A 17,531-nucleotide genomic window follows, 5' to 3' on the forward strand; every position below is an offset into this window, starting at 1 on the left:
CGGATAAACCGCGCATCGCGCGGTTTATCCGCCCTCGGTCCAGGCCGTGCCTGGTCCGGGGTGCAGGGGGCGGACAGCCCCCTGCTGGGGTGCGGGGCAAAGCCCCGCGCTCACCTTTCAGCCCATCGCTGGCGTCGGCCGTCGCGACGGCCTTCGCAGGGCGAGCCCGGCGACGCGCCCGGCGAGCTCTGCGTCCGTCACGCTCTTCGATGCGTACCCGTGGGCTCCCACGCTCACTGCGAGATCTGCGAGCTCCACGTCGGACTTGTCCCCGACCAGCATGATTCGGGTTTGTCCGAGCCCGTAGGCGTCTCGGATCATCTTTACGAGCAGACCGCCGTCGAGCCGCGGCATGTCCACGTCGACGAGCACGATCTCGCAGCCCGTCTCGCGGACCGCGTGCAGGCTGCCGAAGGGACCCTCATGAAAGCGCGCCCGCATACCTGCCTTTTCCAGGCAACGTACGGCGCGCTGGCCGAAGGTCGGGTCGTCGTCGATGATCAAAACGCGGGCCATGGTCGACCCAGATGCAAGGAACGGACCACGATCCGGAAACGCTGGAAATGCGTGAAAAGAAAGGGATTCTTTGGCTCGCCCGTCCAGGACGTCTTGCAGGGCTAAACGGCCGGTGCGCGCCAGCTTTGCACTTCTGCGATCTTCGCGTGCAGAGCCCGCTCAGAACGTTCCGCGCACGCCCGCCGTGCCGATCCCGAGCACCGGCGTCCACGTGATCCCGGCGGCCTTCTTCTCGTCTTTTTTGGGCTTCTCGGTCGGACCCGCGATGAGCAGCGGCACGCCCACGCCGAGGCCCACCACGCCGACCACGAGGCCTGCCGTCGTCGCGTAGCGCAGCGCATCGAAGAAGTCCGCGTCCGCGTGGAACTCTGGCTGACACGTCCGGTTCGGGCACTTCGTGGTGAGCTCCTGCTCCTTCGAAAGCGCGAGCCCACCCGTCACTCCGAACGCCACCATGCCGCCCGCGCCGACGCCGATCCCCACCCAGGCGATCGTTCTCCAGAACGGATCCGGCTCCGGCGGCTTCGGCTTTGGCAGCGGCGGGAGCATGAGCACGACCTTCTCCGTCTGCTTCACGACGAGGTCGACCTTCTTCTTCACCTTCGTCTCGCCGCGACGAACCTCGACCTCGTGCGGCCCTGGATCGATCGGACGCTTCTGCCCGAGCAGCGCGAGCGGGATCTGCGTGCCGTCGACGTACACCGTGATGCCGTCGCCCAAGGGCCCCGTGACCTCGATCGTCAGGCTCGGGATGAGCGGCAAGAGCTCCTCGCGCTCCTTGAGCGCGTCGGCTTGCGCCTTGCGGAATGCCGGCGTGACCTGCGTGCGCGAGAGATCCATGCGCGTCACCGCGAGGTAACGCTCCGTGGCCTCGACGAGGCGGCCGAGCTTCACGAGGCTTCGCGCCGCGCGCAGGCCGAGCGTCGGCGCGGGCACGAGCTGATCGGCGAGGTTGAACTTTTCGAGCGCCTCGGCGTACTGGCCCTTGTCGAAGAGCGCGATGCCCTCCTCGCCGAGCTTGCGCGCGGCGCTGCGGGTCGCGAAGTCCTGCCCTGTGCTCACGGCCGGCGAGAGCCAGGTGAGCGCGGCGAAGGCGAGCGGCAGGCACGTCCGGAAGGGCGCTCGCGTGGGCTTCGAGGGAGGGCGGTTCATCGGGGCTCGTGTTCGTCTCAGAAGCCGAGGACGTCTTCCTTCGTGTTCTTCTTGGTCCCGGTGCGAATCTTCGGAGCAGAGCCCGCGTCGGGCGCGCTTGGCGCGGCCGGCGCGCCTGCGTCGTCTCCAGGGGTCGCGGTGACGGGCACGTTCGGCGCGGGGCTCGGCGCGGCGCTCGGCGGGCTCGCGGGAGGAAGCGCGCTCGTGGCGGGGTGGATCGCCGAGGGCGTCGGGGCCTCCGTGCCTGGGTCACGCCCCTTCACGATCCACACGGCGCCGACCGCGCCCAGGAGGAACACCGGGAGCACGGCGAGCGCGATCGTGAGCGCGCGCCGCGAGCTCGGGTTCGTGGGGCCGCTCGACCAGGCCGTGTTCCGCCCCGTCGGCTCGGGCCCGCCCGACTGCACCATCGAGCCGAGCGGCACCGTCGCGGCTCCTCCGCCTTGGCTGCGCAGGAGCACGAGCGAGAGCCCCTCGGCGAGCTCGCGCGCGGACTGGAACCGGTCCTTCGGCTCGCGTTGCGCCGCGCGCGCGAACCATGCGTCGAAGCCGGGCGGCACGTTGCGCGCGGCCTGGGACGGCACGGGCAAGGGCGCCGAGCAGATGCGCATGAAGAGCTCGCCGAGCGTGCTGCCCGAGAAGGCTCGCACGCCCGTCACGCACTCGAACGCGATCATCGCGAGCTGCCAGAGATCCGAGCGGAAATCGAGCTCCTTGCCGAGCACCTGCTCCGGGCTCATGTACGCGGGCGTCCCGAGCACCGTGCCCGCGTGCGTCTTCAGGTGTGGATCGTGGCCGCCGTCGGCCGTTTTCGCGATGCCGAAGTCGAGGATCTTCACGACCTCGCGTCCCTCCTCGACGGAGAGGAAGACGTTCTCCGGCTTGAGGTCGCGATGCACGATCCCCTGCTTGTGCGCCTTCTCCAGCGCGCGCGCCATCTCGCGAAAGATCCGCACCGCGTCCGACGCGGGCAGGACGCGCGTGCGCGTGAGCCGCTTTGCCAGGCTCTCGCCTTCGAGCAGCTCCATCACGATGTACGCGACGTGCCCTTGCGCGCCGTGATCCATCGTCTGGACCACGTTCTCGTTCTTGAGCCTCGCCGCGGCGCGCGCCTCGTGGAGGAAGCGCGCCATCGTCTCCTGCGGATTCTGCGACGACGCGAGATCGACGAGCTTCACCGCCACGGTCGTGCCGAGTGACGTGTGCTCGGCGCGCCAGACTTGCCCCATGCCGCCGGCCCCGATGGGCGTGGTGAGGCGATATTTTCCCCCGATGATCGAGCCCGGCGCCCAGGGGCTCGGCCTCACGCTCTGCAGCTCGGGTTCGGGAGGTCTCACGGCGGAGACCAAAGTTTAAACCACGAGCCGCCGAAACGGGAAACACCCCGTGCGTGGGTCCGTCCGATCTAGCGCGGCCCTCCGCTCATCCGCATCGGAATTTGTGCCGCGGGCCCCTGTGGCGGGAGCTGCTCGCGCACCTCGATCGAGCGCGTCTCGTCGTACTCCGGCTCGCCTCCGACCGATAGCGACGGCCAGTCGGGAAAGTAGGTCCCCGGCGCGATCACCACGGCATACGTGGGCGGCTCGGGCGCGAGCGGCGCCTCGGCAGCGCGCTGCGTCGCACCGCGCCCGCAGCCCAGCGCGGAGAGGCCACACGCGAACGCCAGCAGGGAGAACCGACACAGGGCCGAAGATCCCATGCCCCGGCCCCACGCAAGGCGCGGGCCGGGGCGGTGTGCAGGACGTGCGCGACGGGAATCCGGTCAGTCAGGACGGATGTTTCGATCAGGACCCGTTGGCCTTCACGGGGCCCGTAGGGGGCGTGGGAGGCGTGGGGGACGTGAGCAGTGGGAGCAGCCCGTGCGGCTGCGTCGGGGCGGCGACCTGCACCAGAGGCGGCGCGGCTGCGGCGCGCTCGCCGCGGTACCGCTTGATGCAGCCCGCGAGGATCTCGCCGATGAGTGTCCGGAAATCCATGCTCGCGACCTTCGCGATGACGCAGAGATCGCTGAAATCCGGGGTGAGCCCCGGCAGCGGGTTGCACTCGATCACGTACACCGTGCCGTCCTTCGCCATGCGCAGATCGATCCGCGCGACGTCGCGGCAGTGCAGCGCGAGGAACGTGTCGCGCGCGATCTTCTCGATCCGTTTGAGCTCCGCCGATCCGAGGTTCGCCGGGCATTCGAAGCGCACGCGCGTCGTGCCCATCTGCTTCTCCTCGAAGCCGTAGACCGGGTGCTCGGGCGGATCGACGAAGACCACCTCCATCGGCGGCAAGACCCGCGGCCTTCGGTCGCCGAGCAGGCCCACGGTGAGCTCGCGGCCGTCGACGTACTCCTCGACGAGCGCTGGTTGCCCATACCGCTCGAGCAAGACCTTCGCCGCGGCGCGCGCGCTCGCCTCGTCCGGCACCACGGACGCGCTGCTGATCCCTTTCGACGTGCCCTCCGCGTTCGGCTTGACGATCACCGGGTAACGGAAGGCCTTGAGCTTCTCGCGGCCCGTCGTGAGCACCTGCCACTCGGGCGTCTCGATGCGCGAGGCGCGCAGGATCTGCTTCGTGAGGCCCTTGTCGAGGCAGAGCGAGAGCGTCGTCGGATCGCTGCCGGAGTAGGGAATGCCGAGCAGCTCCAGCATCGCGGGCACCTGCGCCTCGCGGCCCCGTCCGCGCACGCCCTCGGCGATGTTGAAGACCACGTCGGGCTGCGCTGCGAGCAGCCGGTGCGGCAGATCCGGCTTCGCTTCGAGCGGGATCACCGTGTGGCCGAAGCTCTCGAGCGCGTTCGTGATCGCATCGATCGTCTGCGGCGAGTCGAACTCGGCCTCCGCGTCGCCGCCGTCGCGCTTCATGTTGAACGTGAAGCCCACGCGCAGCGTGGCCTTCTTCGCGCGCTTCGGCGCGCTGTCGACGAAGTGCGACATGCCCCTCCGCTTGCAAGCGCTCCGCACGATCGACCGGATCACGCCGTCGTAATCGAAGCCGCCCTTCTTCGCCGCGACGAACATCGCGGCGCTCGGATCGAGCGAGGGCAACGCGTCGACCTCGAGGAAGTGGATGTCATAGCCCGTCTGCGGCGACCCTGGGGCCACGCGGAACTCGCAGCGCCCGAGGTCCTTGAGATCGAGCGCCCGCACGATCCTGCGCGTCAGCGTCTGGATGCGATCGAGCACCGCCGCCGGCAGCTCCGCCGGGCGCGTCGTCACGTGCTCGGGCCGCACGTTCTTCAGATGGAAATCGTAGACGTTGTAAAGGTTCTGGTACCGAGGATCGATCACGTACTCGACCGGATCGAGAATCCCGTCGCTGCCGAGGCCCTCGACGAACGAGCACGACACGTCGACCCCGCGCACGAAGCGCTCGACGAGCAAGCCCGTGGGGAAGCGCGAGAGCTGCCGGTCGACGATCTCGGCGAGCTCGTGGCCGTCCTCGCAGACGCTGAAATCGCCTGAAATCCCCTTCGAGGAGCCCTCGAAGTTCGGCTTCACGATCACCGGGAACGTGACGTCGTCGAGCACGCCGCCCTCGATCGCCACGCGCGTCACGAGCCGCGCACGTGGTGTCGGCACGCCGAAGCCCGCGAGCGTGCGCTTCGTGAGCGCCTTGTCGAGCGTCAGGCAGAGCGTGTACGCGTCCGAGCCCGTGTACGGGAAGCCGAGCTCGTCGAAAAGCGCGGGGTAAAATGCCTCGCGCATCTTGCCCTTGTGCCCCTCGGCCATGTTGAACACGAGGTCGGGCGAGATCGATTCGAGCCGCGCGATGACGCGGGATGCGGGGCCGGAGACCTCGACGCGCTCGACCTCGTGGCCTGCGCGCACGAGGGCCCCTTCGATCGCGTCGATGGTTGCTGGACTGTCGAACTCCGCCTCGTCGGGGGAGCCCGTGATCTTCAAATTGTAGGTGAGCGCGAGGCGCATCGTTGAAAAGGAGGGTGCCGAAGGAGAGGGAGGATGTCGCGGGTTTTTCGAGGGGAAAATGTAGCTGGGCGAGCGTGTGATGCGGGCGGACGACCGCGGCGTCAAGCGTCTAGGGCTCCCCTCGCGCGGGGGCACGTGCTACGGCCCCGTGCGTGACGGATCTGGTGGCCTTTCCTCCGCCGACGTTCCCCGAGCCGGCGGACGAGCTCAACGAGCCCCAGGCGCGGGCCGTGGCCCACGCCGAGGGCCCGCTCGTCGTGTTTGCGGGCGCGGGCAGCGGCAAGACGCGTGTCATCACGTATCGCATCGCGAACCTGCTCGCCGGGCACCGCGTGCCTCCGTACCGCGTGCTCGCCGTGACCTTCACGAACAAGGCGGCCGGCGAGATGCGCCGCCGCATCGCGAGCCTCGCGGGCGACGAGATCGCCAAGGAGCTCTGGATCGGCACGTTCCACGCGACGTGCGCGCGCCTGCTCCGCCGCTTCCACGAAGCGGCGGGCCTCGAGCGCAACTTCGTCATCTACGACGACTCCGACCAGCGCGCGGTCGTCGCGCGTGTCTTGAAAGAGCTCTCGCTCGACGACAAGCGCTACCCGCCGCGGCAGGTCCTCTCGCGCATCCACAAGGAGAAGCAGGAGGGCCGCGGCCCCGCCGATTTCGAGCCGCAGGGCTTCTTCGACGACGCGATCCTCAAGGTCTACGAGGGCTACGAGCGTTACCTCCGCAAGGCGAACGCCGTCGACTTTGACGACCTCATCCTCTCGGTCCTCCGCATCGCCGAGGATCCGAAGAGCCTCGCCGGCGACGATCTCCGCGCGCGCTTCCGGCACGTCCTCGTCGACGAGTTCCAGGACGTGAACCAGGTCCAGTACCGCCTCGTGCGCGCGCTCGCCGCGAGCCGCAACCTCTGCGTCGTCGGCGACGACGATCAGAGCATCTACCGCTGGCGCGGCGCCGACGTGCGCATCGTCCGCAACTTCCGGCGCGACTTCCCCGACGCCGCCATCGTCAAGCTCGAGCAGAACTACAGGTCCACGGGCAACATCGTCCGGGCCGCGCTCGGCGTCATCAAGCCGGCGAAGGATCGCGAGCCGAAGGAGCTCTGGACCGCGCGCGACGGCGGCGAGCCCGTCGTCGTCGTCGCCGCGCAGAACGAGCACGACGAGGCCGCGTGGGTGGCCGAGCGTGTGCGCGAGGCCCAGGCGCGTGGCGTCCCGCTCGGCGAGGTCGCGATCTTCTACCGCGTCCACGCCCAGTCGCGCGTGCTCGAAGAGGTCCTGCGCGCCGAGCGCATCCCCTACCAGATCGTCGGCGGCATGCGCTTCTTCGAGCGTGCCGAGGTGAAGGACTGTCTCTCGTACCTGCGCATCCTCGACAACCCGAAGAGCGACGTCGACCTCGAGCGCATCATCAACGTCCCCGCGCGTAAGATCGGCGGGGCCACGCTCGATCGGCTCACGCAGGTCGCGAACGCGCTGAACGTGCCGCTCTACGAGGCGATCCTGCCGCTCACGGATCGCGGCGGCCTCGGCACGGCCGCGAAGAAGAGCTTGCTCGCCTTCCGCGAGCTCATCGAAGGCCTGCGCGAAAAGGCCGCCTCCGCGCCGCCGAGCGACCTCGCGCGCGAGGTCCTCGAACGCACGGGTTACGCCCGCATGCTCGACGAGGACGACAGCGCCGAGAGCGACGCGCGCAAGCAGAACCTCCAGGAGCTCATCGGCTCCATCCTCGATTACGAGGCCGAGGCCGCGGCGGTGGGCCAGGTCGGCGCGCTCTCCGGCTACCTCGAGCGCATCACGCTCTCGAGCGACATCGACGCACTCGAGGACGCGCCGCGTGTCTCGATGATGACCGTGCACGCGGCCAAGGGCCTCGAGTTCGACACGGTCTTCATCACGGGCATGGAGGACGAGATCTTCCCCTTCAAGGGCCCGGATCCCAAGCGCAACGAGGACATCGAGGAGGAGCGCCGCCTCGCCTACGTCGCCGTCACGCGCGCCCGCGAGCGCCTCTTCGTGACGCACGCGGCGCGGCGCATGATCTTCGGCAACACGCGCTTCGGCGTGCCGAGCCGCTTCATCGCCGATTTCCCGGTCGCCGGCGTAAAACCCCTCATGACGGCCGCGGCGTCGAGCGAGCGCTCCTTCCGCGACGGCTACCGCGACGAACCCGCGCGCCCGCGCGGGCCGTGGACGCATCCCATGGATCGCGGTGGCGACGCACCCGCGCGCCCGTTCTCCACGCCTTCCCCGGCCCTGCCCGCGCGCGCGCCGGGCGAGCGCTACATCGAGCGCGAGCCGGTCGAGGCCTCAGGCGAGGGGGGCCTCGCACGCGGGGCGCGCGTCATGCACGAGAAGTTCGGTGTGGGCGTCATCGTTGAGGTCGATCCCGGCGACGACCCGATCGCCACCGTGAAATTCTCGGGCTGGGGCGTGAAGCGTATCAAAGCACGATTCTTGCGGACCGAGTAATCCAATCCACCCTCCGATGCCACGCATGACCCTCGCAATGGGGGGACGACGTGGTGTACGCTGGGAAATCGTAGCGTCGCGATTTCCGAGCGAGGGAGGGCTTGAAGGATGAACACCGAAGCCGGACTGCTCCAAGAGCTCGTCGACGGAATGCCGGATCCGATGTTTTTCAAGGACCGGCAGCATCGCTGGATTGCATTCAATCGTGCCTTCTGCGACCTCCTCGGCCGGCCGCCCGAGGAGATCCGCGGCCGGAGTGATCCCGACTTTTTCCCGCCCGATCAGGTCGCCGTCTTCTGGGAGCACGACGACCTGGTCTTCGAGACAGGTCGGCCCGACCTCAACGAGGAGAAGATCACGCTCGGAGGCGGCGAGCTCCGGATCCTCTGGACGCGCAAGGTGCCGATTCGCGACGCGTCGCGAGCCGTGGTGGGCCTCTATGGGCTCATCATGGATATCACCCACCAGATGGAGCACGCCCGCAAGACCGAGCTCCTCGAAGCCGAGGCGGCGCGGAAGCAGGCGATCATCGAGGCGCAGGAACGGGTCATCGACGGCCTCGTCGTACCGGTGCTCGAAATATGGGAGGGCATCCTGTTATTGCCCCTCGTCGGCGCGCTCTCGCAGAGTCGGGCAGCGCATGCCATCGAGAGCGTGCTCGCCGCCGTCAGCGAGCGCAACACGGAGACGGTTCTCATCGACGTCACAGGCGCGGGTTTACCCGACGCAGCCGGGGCAGAAATCATCGCCCGCGCGGTGCGCGCCCTCGCCCTGCTCGGCTGCCGCACGATCCTCGTCGGTATCAGCGCGGAGTCGGCCCGCACGTTCGTCGAGGGAGGTCTGGATCTCGGAGGAATGACGACGTGCGCCACCCTGAAACAGGGGTTGTCCAGGGCGCTCGCATTGCGACGGGGATCGTCGCGCCGCTGAGACAGCGCTCTATCGCGCCTTGATCTGATTCGCGACGGCCTCGGCCTTCGCCTTCGCCGCCGCCTCGTCGCCGAGGTACCGGCGCGAGATCGGCTTCAAATTCCCGTCGAGCTCGTACAAAAGCGGCACCCCCGTCGGGATGTTCAGCTCGACGATCTCCGAATCCGAAATCCCGTCGAGATGCTTCACCAGCGCGCGCAGGCTATTTCCGTGCGCCGCGATGATCACGCGTTTCCCGCTCCGGATCGCCGGCGCGATATCGGACTCCCAGAACGGCAGGAACCGCGCCACCGTGTCCTTGAGCGATTCGCTCGCCGGGATCTCCTCCTTGCGGAGCGAGGCATACCGCGGATCCTTCCCAGGCCAGCGCGGATCGTCCTCGCCCATCGCAGGCGGCGGCGTGTCGTAGCTCCGGCGCCAGATCTTCACCTGCGCCTCGCCGTGCTTCGCCACCGTCTCGGCCTTGTCGAGCCCCTGCAGCGCCCCGTACATCCGCTCGTTCACCCGCCAGTTCTCGGTGACGGGGATCCACATCCGATCGAGCTCCTCCAGCACGATCCACAACGTCTTGATGGCGCGCTTCAGCACCGACGTGTACGCCACGTCGAACGTCAGCCCCTCGGCCGCGATCATCTGCGCAGCAGCGCGCGCCTCCTCGACGCCCTTTTCACTGAGCGGTACGTCGACCCAGCCGGTAAAGCGGTTTTCCTTGTTCCACTGGCTCTCGCCATGGCGGAGGAGGACGAGCTTGTGCATCACGTTCTTCCCTTCAGAGAGCTGCATCCGACCTCACAACGAGGCCCGCCCGGGGGCATGACGCGGCCGTTCTCCGGCGTCAAGCGTCTCGTCCCGAGGCAAACGCATCGCCGCGCCGCGTCGATCCCGCTCGCCTTCGCAGCACGGTTCAGGTATCGGAGGCGATCCGATGAGCTCCACCGTCCACGCCACGTTCCTCGTCGCCGCGCCCGATCAGCCGGGCCTCGTCGCGCGTCTCGCCGGCTTTTTCTACAACGCCGGCCTCAACATCATCGACGCCGGCAACCACACCGACGTCCACGTCGAGGGCGGAGCGCGGTTCTTCATGCGCATGGTCGTCGACGTCTCAGGCCTCTCCGCCCCCGCAGCAAGCGCAGCCCTCGGCGGCTCCTCGACCCGCGCAGCCCTCGAGCGCGCCTTCGGCGACCTCGCCCAGACCCTCTCGGCCACCTGGTCCGTCCGCTACGGCGACCAGATCCAGCGCGTCGCCGTCCTCGTGACGAAAGACCCCGCCTGCCTCTACGACCTCGTCCTGCGGCAGCGCTCAGGCGAATTGCCCTGCGAGATCCCGCTGGTCCTTTCAAACCACCCGACCCTCGAGCCCGTCGCCGAGAGCTTCCGCATTCCGTTCTTCTGTCTGCCCGTCACACCCGACACGAAACGCGACCAGGAAAAGCGAATCCTGGAGCTCTGCCGCCGGCACCACGTGGATCTCGTCGTGCTCGCCCGATACATGCAAGTCCTCACCGAGGACTTCCTGAACGAGGCACCGCCCGTGATCAACATCCACCACGGCTTCCTGCCCGCATTCCAGGGCGCCAAACCCTATCACCAAGCCCACGCGCGCGGCGTGAAGATGATCGGCGCGACAGCCCATTACGCGACGAAAGACCTCGATCAGGGCCCCATCATCGAGCAAGACGTCGCACGCGTCACGCACGCGATGGGCCCCGACGAGATGTCCCGCACCGGCCGCGACGTCGAACGCGTCGTACTCTCGCGCGCCGTCCGCGCGCACCTCGAGCGACGCGTGATTGTCGAGGGGCGGCGGACGATCGTGCTTTGATGGCGTAGCGCCGGGGCGCTGCCCCGGACCCCGCGGGGGCTGTCCGCCCCTCGACCCGGACCAGGCACGGCCTGGACCGAGGGCGGATAAACCGCGCGATGCGCGGTTTATCCGACGGGCCCGTGGCAAGACCACGAACCACCTCGTCAGCCGAGACGGCAGCGCTGCACGCCTCGAGCAGACACGTCAGCGCTGCGGTTTTGACTGGCAACATCGTCGCCGGTCTTGCCTCGGCCTGTTCGATGAACTGCGCATCGCGCAGTTCATCGACCCCGGGTCCAGCGCTTGCGCTGGTCCAGGGTGCAGGGGGCGGATAGCCCCCTGCTGGGGTGCGGGGCAAAGCCCCGCGTCAAGGCGCTCCGATCGCGAGCACCTTCAGCTCCGAGATGTTTACCTTGTTGAAGCGCCCGCTCTGCCCGCCCATCCCGTTGTACGAACCGAAATGGGCGAAGTCGCTCATGTTGCCGGAGCCGGCGTCCTCTCGGATCACGATTGAATAGGTTTTTCCGGCCACGAGATCGACGGGTACGAAGTTCGAATCGCGCCAGTCGTCCCAGGTCGCGAGGTGGGGCATCGTGAGTTGCCCGCTGCCCACGAGTGTCGCGCCGTCCCACACCTCGATCGCCTTCACGCTGCAGGTGATGCCCGTCGTGTAATCGCCGGCGCCGTTGCCCGCCGTCACCTGCAGCAAGTGCCGCCCCGATTGCTTCGCGGTCACGTTCGAGACCGTGATCTTGTGCCCGGGATCGCCCCAGTTCTCGTAATGCCAGCGGCCGTGGTTCAGGACGAGCGTGCCGCCCGTCGCCTGAAAGCTCTGCTGCGCGCCGAAGGACTGGATCCGCGTGTTGTTCGGCCCCCAGTAACACCAGGGCCGCGCGCGTTGCGAGGCGTTGCCCGACGTCTTGAAGACCGCCTCCACCGTGTAGCAATACGTCTTCGTCATGTACTCCGTGCTCCCCGGGTCCACGTACGACGTCGTGCCTCCGGGCAGGTCCTGCGCGATTCGCGTCCCGTCGCGATACACGTTGAGCGTCACGTCGTTCGGGTTCTCTCCCACGGAGAAATTGACCTGGACCCGATCATTCGTGATCACGAGACCCGAAATCGAGGGCGTATGCGGGCCGAACACATTCTTGTAATTGGCGATCTCCGCGTCCCCGAGCGCGGTGATCCCCTTCGTCGACGGCGCGCCTGCACCGAGCTCGATCTCGAACACGCTGTCCTGCCCGAGCGCCGCCGCGTCCACGAAACCCGTCCCCACGTCCTGCCCGTCGAGCCGCGCCGCCGTCACGTCGAGCAGCCCATTGTCGCCCGACACCGCCGGCAGCTTCACCCGGACCGAGATCCGCTTCCCCTTGTACCGCACGCCCGACAGCGTGATCTCGTCCATCCCCGAGAACAGCGTATTGCGCAGCCCTCGCGTGATCTTCGGCGCGAACCGGATCCCCGATTGCGTCGCTTCCAGCCCGAAGAGCACGTCGTGCACGACCCCGACGAACCCGGCCACGCTCCAGAGCTGCCTTTGTGAATTGACGACCGGCCCGCTCGTTGGCCCTTCTTCCTTCCAGTTCGCCCCGGTCACGGCCTCGAAGTTCTCCATGTTGGAGAGGTTCAGCGCCGCGCCGCGCACGAGCGCGCGCACCGCGTTGTCGATCGCGTCCGCGTTGCCCGCCTTCGCCGCGGCCTTGGCCCAGAACGCCGTCACGAACGGCCAGATCGCGCGATTGTGATAGATCCGTGTATTCTGCTGCTGCGGCCAGATCACGGGCGCGCCCTTCGGCAAATGCGGATACCGCGCCACGATCTCCTCCGCCTCGGCCTTCGTTGCGACATCGAACAGCACCGCGAACGCCGAGCCCAGGAGATCGTATTGCAGCGTCGGCGCCGGATCCAGATACGTCGTCACGAACGTCGAATACATCTGCCGCTCCGGCAAGAACAGCCGCGCCCGGATCGCGTCCCGCAGCGCCGTCGCCCACCCGGCGTATTTCTGACTCGCCGCCGTATCTCCCTTCTCCTCCGCGAGCTTCACGGCGACGTCGAGCATCACGAGATGCGCGATGTTCGTCCCGAGCGCCTTGCTCATCCCGATCTGCACCGTATCCGTCGCGACCCACGCGGGATACGTCTGCTCGCGCCAGTCGAGGAACGACTGCTCGCCGCGATAAAGCCCGTCGGCCTTGTCCCACACGACGAGCCGATCGTGCTCCGCCGTGTTCACGATCGCCTCGTACGCGAGGTCCCGGAACGCCGACCGCTCCGCCCCATCGAGGTGCTTCAGCAGCTCGAACGCGCCCATCGCCCAGACCACGCGATCCGACGAGATCGGATAACTCCCGCCCGTCCCCGTATCCTGCACGATCTCGCGCTTCGTCCCGTCGCGCCGCAGGCTCGTCTTGAACTCCATCGAGTTTCGCGCCCGCGTCGGATCGAGCAGCGAGAGCCCGAGCGCCACCGAATACGACGTATCCCGCGTCCAGACGTATTTCCAGAGCCGCCCCGTCTCGAAGCAGCCGCCTTGCGGGCAGGGGAGGGGATTGCCACCATTGAACGCGTAATCGCTGATCGCCGCGACCGAACACTCGCGCGACTCCTCGACGGCCAGCGCATAGAGCGCGTCGAGCATGTCGTGCCCCGTCCGCAGCACGGGTTGTCCGGGCACTTCCGCGATCGTCCGCGGGTTCGACGGGTTGTTGTCGCGCAGCGGCCCCGTGGTCGAGAGCACGTACGTCCGCGCGCAGCTCGCCGCGTTCTGCACGACGACCGTGGCCTGGTTCGGCGCGTCGTACCACGTGCCCGTCCCAGACGCCGGCGTCCCCGTCGGCGGCACACATTCGGCGCTGCTGCCGCCGCCGCTGCCGCCGCTGCCGCCGCTGCCGCTGCTGCTCGCGCTTCCGCCGCCGCTTCCGCCGCCGCCTGCGCCGCTGCCTCCGCTCCCGCTTCCGCTCGAGCTCCCCGAGCCTGTTCCGAGGGTCGTTCCCGAGGTCGTACCGCCCAATTCGTCACCTCCGCATCCGAGGGCCGCGAGCGCGGCGAGGGAGACGAAGCAAGTGCCCAGGGGGTTGCGAAGCACGTTCATGATGAGAAAACACGTGGCTTTTTCGACCCGCTTGTCAAGCCCGAAGCGATTTGCGGTATCGTCCCAAACCTATGATCGCCCTCGCCGCCGTTCCTCGGGCCAGGCTCTCGCTTTTCAACAAGCTCGTCTACGCCGCGGGGAACACCGGGAACGTCCTTGGTTACCAGCTCGTCACGACCTACGTCCTCAGGCTCTACGCGCCGCCCGACGACAAGGGCACCGCGCTGATCCCCGCGTTCCTGGCCGGCGCGATCCCCACCTACCTCCTCCTGAACCTCATCGCGCGAGGCTTCGATACCTTCTGGGACCCGATCATCGCGAACTGGTCCGATCGCAGCAAACACCGCTTCGGCCGCCGCCGCGCCTTCATGCTCGCGGGCGTCTTTCCCCTCGCGCTCACGGGAGGCCTCATCTTTTTCCCGCCCACGGCCGCCTCGTCGCTGCTCAACGTCGTCTGGCTCGGCGCCACGCTCACGGCCTATTACGCGATGTTCTCGGTGTACGTCGCGCCGTACCTCGCGCTCCTGCCCGAGATCGCGCCCGACAAGCAGGAAAACACCTCGCTCTCGACCCTGCTCGCGGCCGCGGCCCTGCTCGGCGCGCTCGGCGTCATGGTCGTCGCCCCGGCCCTTTTCCTCGGCAAGGGTGGTGACGATCGTGTCGAGCTCCAGACCATGGCCTTTGCCCTCGCCGTGCTCTCGTTCGTCCTGATGCTCCTGCCCGTCGTTTTCCTCGACGAGCGGCGCCTCTCGGTCCGTGCCCAGGAGACGGATACCGCGCCGAGCCACCTCGGCCTCGTGGATTCCCTGCGCGCGACGTTCGCGGACCGCGCATTTTTACCCTATGTCTTCGGCTATACGCTCTATTTCTTCGCCTTCAACATGATCTCGACGGGCGTGCCCTTTTACGTCGAGGTGCTCATGGGCCGCCCGCTCGCCGAGGTGGGCAAGCTCCTCGGCCCCATGTTCGGCGTGGCCGCCCTCGCGTTTCCTTTGCTCGGCGGCCTCACGCGGCGAATCTCCAAAAAGGGGGCCATGATCGCCTCGGCGCTCGTCTTTGGTGCATTGATGGCCCTCATTCCGGTCGTGCACGACGTCCGGATCGGCATGGTCCTCTTCGCGCTCGCGGGCGTCCCTGTCGCGATCTTCATGGCCATCCCGAACGCCATTCTCGCGGACGTCTGCGAGGCGTCCACGCGGCGCACGGGCGAGCGCCGCGAGGCCATGTTCTTCGGCGCGCAGGGATTTTTGCAGAAGATCTCGCTCGGCGTCTCGACGGGCGTCTTTCAGTGGGTGAAGGACGCGCTCGGCAGCTCCGCGGAGAAACCGCTCGGAGTTCAGGCCACGGGGCCACTCGCCACGGCGATTTTGCTGCTCGCGGCCCTCGCATTCGCGAGGTATCCGGAGGCGCGGGTCACGAAGGAGATGGAAGGGGCGGGGTGATTACGGCCGGGGCACGACTGCGAATTGCGGCTCCGTGCTGTAGTCCGGCTTCGCGCTTCGTGCCATGAACACGTCCCAGGCCTCCTGGGCGCCCGGGATCTTCGATTCCACCGCCGCCGCGAGCGCCGGCTGCATGTTCGCCGGGTACCCTTGCGTGCTCGGCGAGTAGCCGACCATCTCGCCTGCCTGGAGCATGAGCGCGGCCCCCATCTCCGGACCCCCGCAGGCCATCGACGCCACCTCCGGATGCCCCTCGTGAACCACCGACGCTTGATAGGCCTCGGCGAACGTCGTGAAGAACTTGTTCTGGGCCGTGTCCTTCACGGGGAGGTGATAGACGCTCGCGAAGACCCAGCAGAAGTCGGGACCAGTCATGCGCCCGACCGGGAATTTCGATTTGTACTCGAGCAGCGGCCGCGCGTCCTCGAAGCCGAGCGAGACCAGGTGGCCGACGCTCCACGTGAAGAAGTCATCCATCCACGGCGCCATCGTGCCGTCGTCGTAGAGCGAATATCCATTCGTGATGATGCCGAGCACGTTCGCATCCGGGTTGTCGATGTAGTTCTTCTTGTACCAGTCGATGTTGTAGCCGACCCGGTCGGTGAAATACTTCTTCATCGGATCGTCGTCCGGCGTGATGTACGCCGCCTGCCCCAGCGTCCGCAGCGACCAGGCCTGGCCGCGCGTCTGATCGAATTGCACGAGCCCCTTCCTGTTTTCGCGGAAGCCCGGGTTCGACTGGAGCATGTTGAAGTTCGCCCAGAACTGGAGCTCCTCCAGGTAGTAGCGATCCCCCGTGAGCAGATAGGGCAAGTAGACGAGCGCAGGCTGATGCGCCGAATCGGGCTCGTAGGGGCTCGAGCAATCGCCCCCGCAGGCGGGGAACGCGTCGGAGACGCCGGTCTCGGGATTGACGGCGTCGCCGGGGTTGCCGAGCAAGGTCATGTACGCGTGGTCTTCGAGCGACACGATACGATCGGTCACCTTGTCGCGGTAGTGGATGGGCCAGCTCCCCGCGCCGTCCGCGGTGCCGAGCGTGGCCCGCTTCGCGCGTTCATCCATGGACAGGAGCCACATGGCGCTCCAGCCCGGCATGGGTCCGATATCGATCCTTCCCCCGGTCTGGGGCATGTATTCCTCTGCCAGGCCGATCCCCATGGGCTCGTACGCCTTTGCGCTGTACGCCGTATCGAGGTTCGCGAGCGCCGTTTCGGCCGGCGCCAGCGTGGGATCGAAGTGCGGGACGGCGCCGGTGGAGAGCAGGTAAGGGATGTCGTGCTCGACGTCGACCTGCGGATCCTCACCCCACCAGAACGCCTTGCGCCAGCGCGCCTTTCGAAGATGAACGAGCCCGCTCTTCGTGTAGACGGACTCCTTGTCGGTATCGATCGCGAGATCGTAGGTGAAGTTCTGCGGCTCCGGCTCGTACGCCCAGTCGTTCTCGACGGTCACGCTCACGAGCACGCTGGGTTTGCCCGCGTATGCGCGCACGTCGAACCGCGCCGTGAGGTGCGGGTGCGCGCCGTCGGGGCCAGCCACCGGCGCCACCACGGACCACTCGGAGACTAGCGGGCCATCGAGCCAAGCAGGTCCTACCTTGGCTTCGAGAAGCGAGCGCGCGGACGCCTCGTAATGTTTGCCCGCGAGCTCCACCGATACTTTGGCGTCAAACGTCGTCGCGAGGAGCTCCGACGCCGCGACGGAGGCGCCCTCTTCGCCGGCGGACGCGGGATACAGTTCGAGCGTCGTGCTCCCGCTGCCGGGCAGCTTGGGAATGCGCGCCGTCAGCACGGCGTGGCGGAGCGAGCCATCGGCGTGTGTCGCCTTGGCGTCGACCTGGAGCGGAACATCCACGCCCTCGATACGCGCCGCCACGGTGGCGCCGGAGGGCACGTCGCCGACCGCGAATGGCTGCGCGAACGTGACGAGGACGTCCTCTCGCTCGGATGCGCCGCCGCTCCGATCGACCACGACGACCTTGGTGAACGTCTCCCCGAGCGGGTTATGACCGCCGTTGCCCGCCGAGCCGCCGTCGCCGCCGGTGCCGCCGCTGCCGGCGGGATCGGTGCCGCCGCAGGCCGCCAAAAAGGCGAGCGCGGCGAAGGTCGTCGTCAACGAAAAAGCAAGGTTCCTCATCGATGAATCTCCAGGCACATCGGGCCGCTGGCCGCAGCCCGCCGTGTGCATGCAAAAGAAGTCGCCCGG

General features: G+C 67.9%; 12 protein-coding genes. 4 read left to right on the plus strand and 8 right to left on the minus strand.

From position 1 onward, the window contains the following. Window positions 1-117 precede the first annotated feature (117 nt). The 5 genes from KEG57_RS50965 to KEG57_RS50985 all read right to left on the minus strand — a co-directional run bounded on the left by KEG57_RS50965 (window position 118) and on the right by KEG57_RS50985 (window position 5,582). Complete coding sequence (locus KEG57_RS50965) at window positions 118-516, minus strand: response regulator (protein ID WP_272427943.1); 399 nt, start codon at window positions 514-516, stop codon at window positions 118-120. Window positions 517-675: 159 nt separating this feature from the next. Beyond that, entirely contained in the window at window positions 676-1,668 is a 993-nt protein-coding gene (locus KEG57_RS50970; protein WP_272427944.1) for a tetratricopeptide repeat protein, read from the minus strand. Between the two features lie 17 nt (window positions 1,669-1,685). Then, window positions 1,686-3,005, minus strand: coding sequence for a serine/threonine-protein kinase (locus KEG57_RS50975; protein ID WP_272427945.1), 1,320 nt, complete (start codon window positions 3,003-3,005; stop codon window positions 1,686-1,688). Between the two features lie 68 nt (window positions 3,006-3,073). Next, window positions 3,074-3,367 (minus strand): hypothetical protein, encoded by a 294-nt coding sequence (locus tag KEG57_RS50980; protein WP_272427946.1) that lies wholly within the window; start codon window positions 3,365-3,367, stop codon window positions 3,074-3,076. A gap of 85 nt (window positions 3,368-3,452) precedes the next feature. Next, window positions 3,453-5,582: a D-alanine--D-alanine ligase family protein gene (locus KEG57_RS50985; protein ID WP_272427947.1), complete on the minus strand. Its 2,130-nt coding sequence runs from the start codon at window positions 5,580-5,582 to the stop codon at window positions 3,453-3,455. Between the two features lie 152 nt (window positions 5,583-5,734). On the opposite strand from KEG57_RS50985, the gene KEG57_RS50990 reads away from it, so the two are divergent. Both KEG57_RS50990 and KEG57_RS50995 read left to right on the plus strand, forming a co-directional pair. Next, window positions 5,735-8,053, plus strand: coding sequence for an ATP-dependent helicase (locus tag KEG57_RS50990; protein WP_272427948.1), 2,319 nt, complete (start codon window positions 5,735-5,737; stop codon window positions 8,051-8,053). A gap of 108 nt (window positions 8,054-8,161) precedes the next feature. After that, the gene (locus KEG57_RS50995; protein ID WP_272427949.1) at window positions 8,162-8,983 is read left to right on the plus strand and encodes a PAS domain-containing protein; all 822 of its coding nucleotides are present in this window, start codon (window positions 8,162-8,164) and stop codon (window positions 8,981-8,983) included. Between the two features lie 9 nt (window positions 8,984-8,992). Here the strand turns inward: KEG57_RS50995 and gpmA are convergent, their stop codons facing one another. Further along, window positions 8,993-9,739 (minus strand): 2,3-diphosphoglycerate-dependent phosphoglycerate mutase, encoded by a 747-nt coding sequence (gene gpmA, locus KEG57_RS51000; RefSeq protein ID WP_272427950.1) that lies wholly within the window; start codon window positions 9,737-9,739, stop codon window positions 8,993-8,995. A gap of 169 nt (window positions 9,740-9,908) precedes the next feature. Between gpmA and purU the strand changes: the two genes are divergently transcribed. Beyond that, window positions 9,909-10,805 (plus strand): formyltetrahydrofolate deformylase, encoded by an 897-nt coding sequence (purU, locus tag KEG57_RS51005; protein WP_272427951.1) that lies wholly within the window; start codon window positions 9,909-9,911, stop codon window positions 10,803-10,805. Between the two features lie 349 nt (window positions 10,806-11,154). On the opposite strand, the gene KEG57_RS51010 is transcribed toward purU, so the two are convergent. Beyond that, complete coding sequence (locus tag KEG57_RS51010; protein WP_272427952.1) at window positions 11,155-13,884, minus strand: MGH1-like glycoside hydrolase domain-containing protein; 2,730 nt, start codon at window positions 13,882-13,884, stop codon at window positions 11,155-11,157. 71 nt (window positions 13,885-13,955) lie between these two features. On the opposite strand from KEG57_RS51010, the gene KEG57_RS51015 reads away from it, so the two are divergent. Continuing rightward, entirely contained in the window at window positions 13,956-15,326 is a 1,371-nt protein-coding gene (locus KEG57_RS51015) for an MFS transporter (RefSeq protein ID WP_272427954.1), read from the plus strand. Here the strand turns inward: KEG57_RS51015 and KEG57_RS51020 are convergent, their stop codons facing one another. Beyond that, window positions 15,327-17,462, minus strand: coding sequence for a hypothetical protein (locus KEG57_RS51020; protein ID WP_272427955.1), 2,136 nt, complete (start codon window positions 17,460-17,462; stop codon window positions 15,327-15,329). It lies immediately after the preceding gene. Window positions 17,463-17,531 lie beyond the last annotated feature (69 nt).

The sequence above is a fragment of the Polyangium jinanense genome (assembly GCF_028435365.1).

Excerpts from the sequence above, each read along its gene's own strand:
- KEG57_RS50965 (WP_272427943.1), bottom strand. The coding sequence starts at position 516 with ATGGCCCGCGTTTTGATCATCGACGACGACCCGACCTTCGGCCAGCGC.
- KEG57_RS50970 (WP_272427944.1), bottom strand. The coding sequence starts at position 1,668 with ATGAACCGCCCTCCCTCGAAGCCCACGCGAGCGCCCTTCCGGACGTGC.
- KEG57_RS50980 (WP_272427946.1), bottom strand. The coding sequence starts at position 3,367 with ATGGGATCTTCGGCCCTGTGTCGGTTCTCCCTGCTGGCGTTCGCGTGT.
- KEG57_RS50985 (WP_272427947.1), bottom strand. The coding sequence starts at position 5,582 with ATGCGCCTCGCGCTCACCTACAATTTGAAGATCACGGGCTCCCCCGAC.
- KEG57_RS50995 (WP_272427949.1), top strand. The coding sequence starts at position 8,162 with ATGAACACCGAAGCCGGACTGCTCCAAGAGCTCGTCGACGGAATGCCG.
- gpmA (WP_272427950.1), bottom strand. The coding sequence starts at position 9,739 with ATGCACAAGCTCGTCCTCCTCCGCCATGGCGAGAGCCAGTGGAACAAG.
- purU (WP_272427951.1), top strand. The coding sequence starts at position 9,909 with ATGAGCTCCACCGTCCACGCCACGTTCCTCGTCGCCGCGCCCGATCAG.
- KEG57_RS51010 (WP_272427952.1), bottom strand. The coding sequence starts at position 13,884 with ATGAACGTGCTTCGCAACCCCCTGGGCACTTGCTTCGTCTCCCTCGCC.
- KEG57_RS51015 (WP_272427954.1), top strand. The coding sequence starts at position 13,956 with ATGATCGCCCTCGCCGCCGTTCCTCGGGCCAGGCTCTCGCTTTTCAAC.
- KEG57_RS51020 (WP_272427955.1), bottom strand. The coding sequence starts at position 17,462 with ATGAGGAACCTTGCTTTTTCGTTGACGACGACCTTCGCCGCGCTCGCC.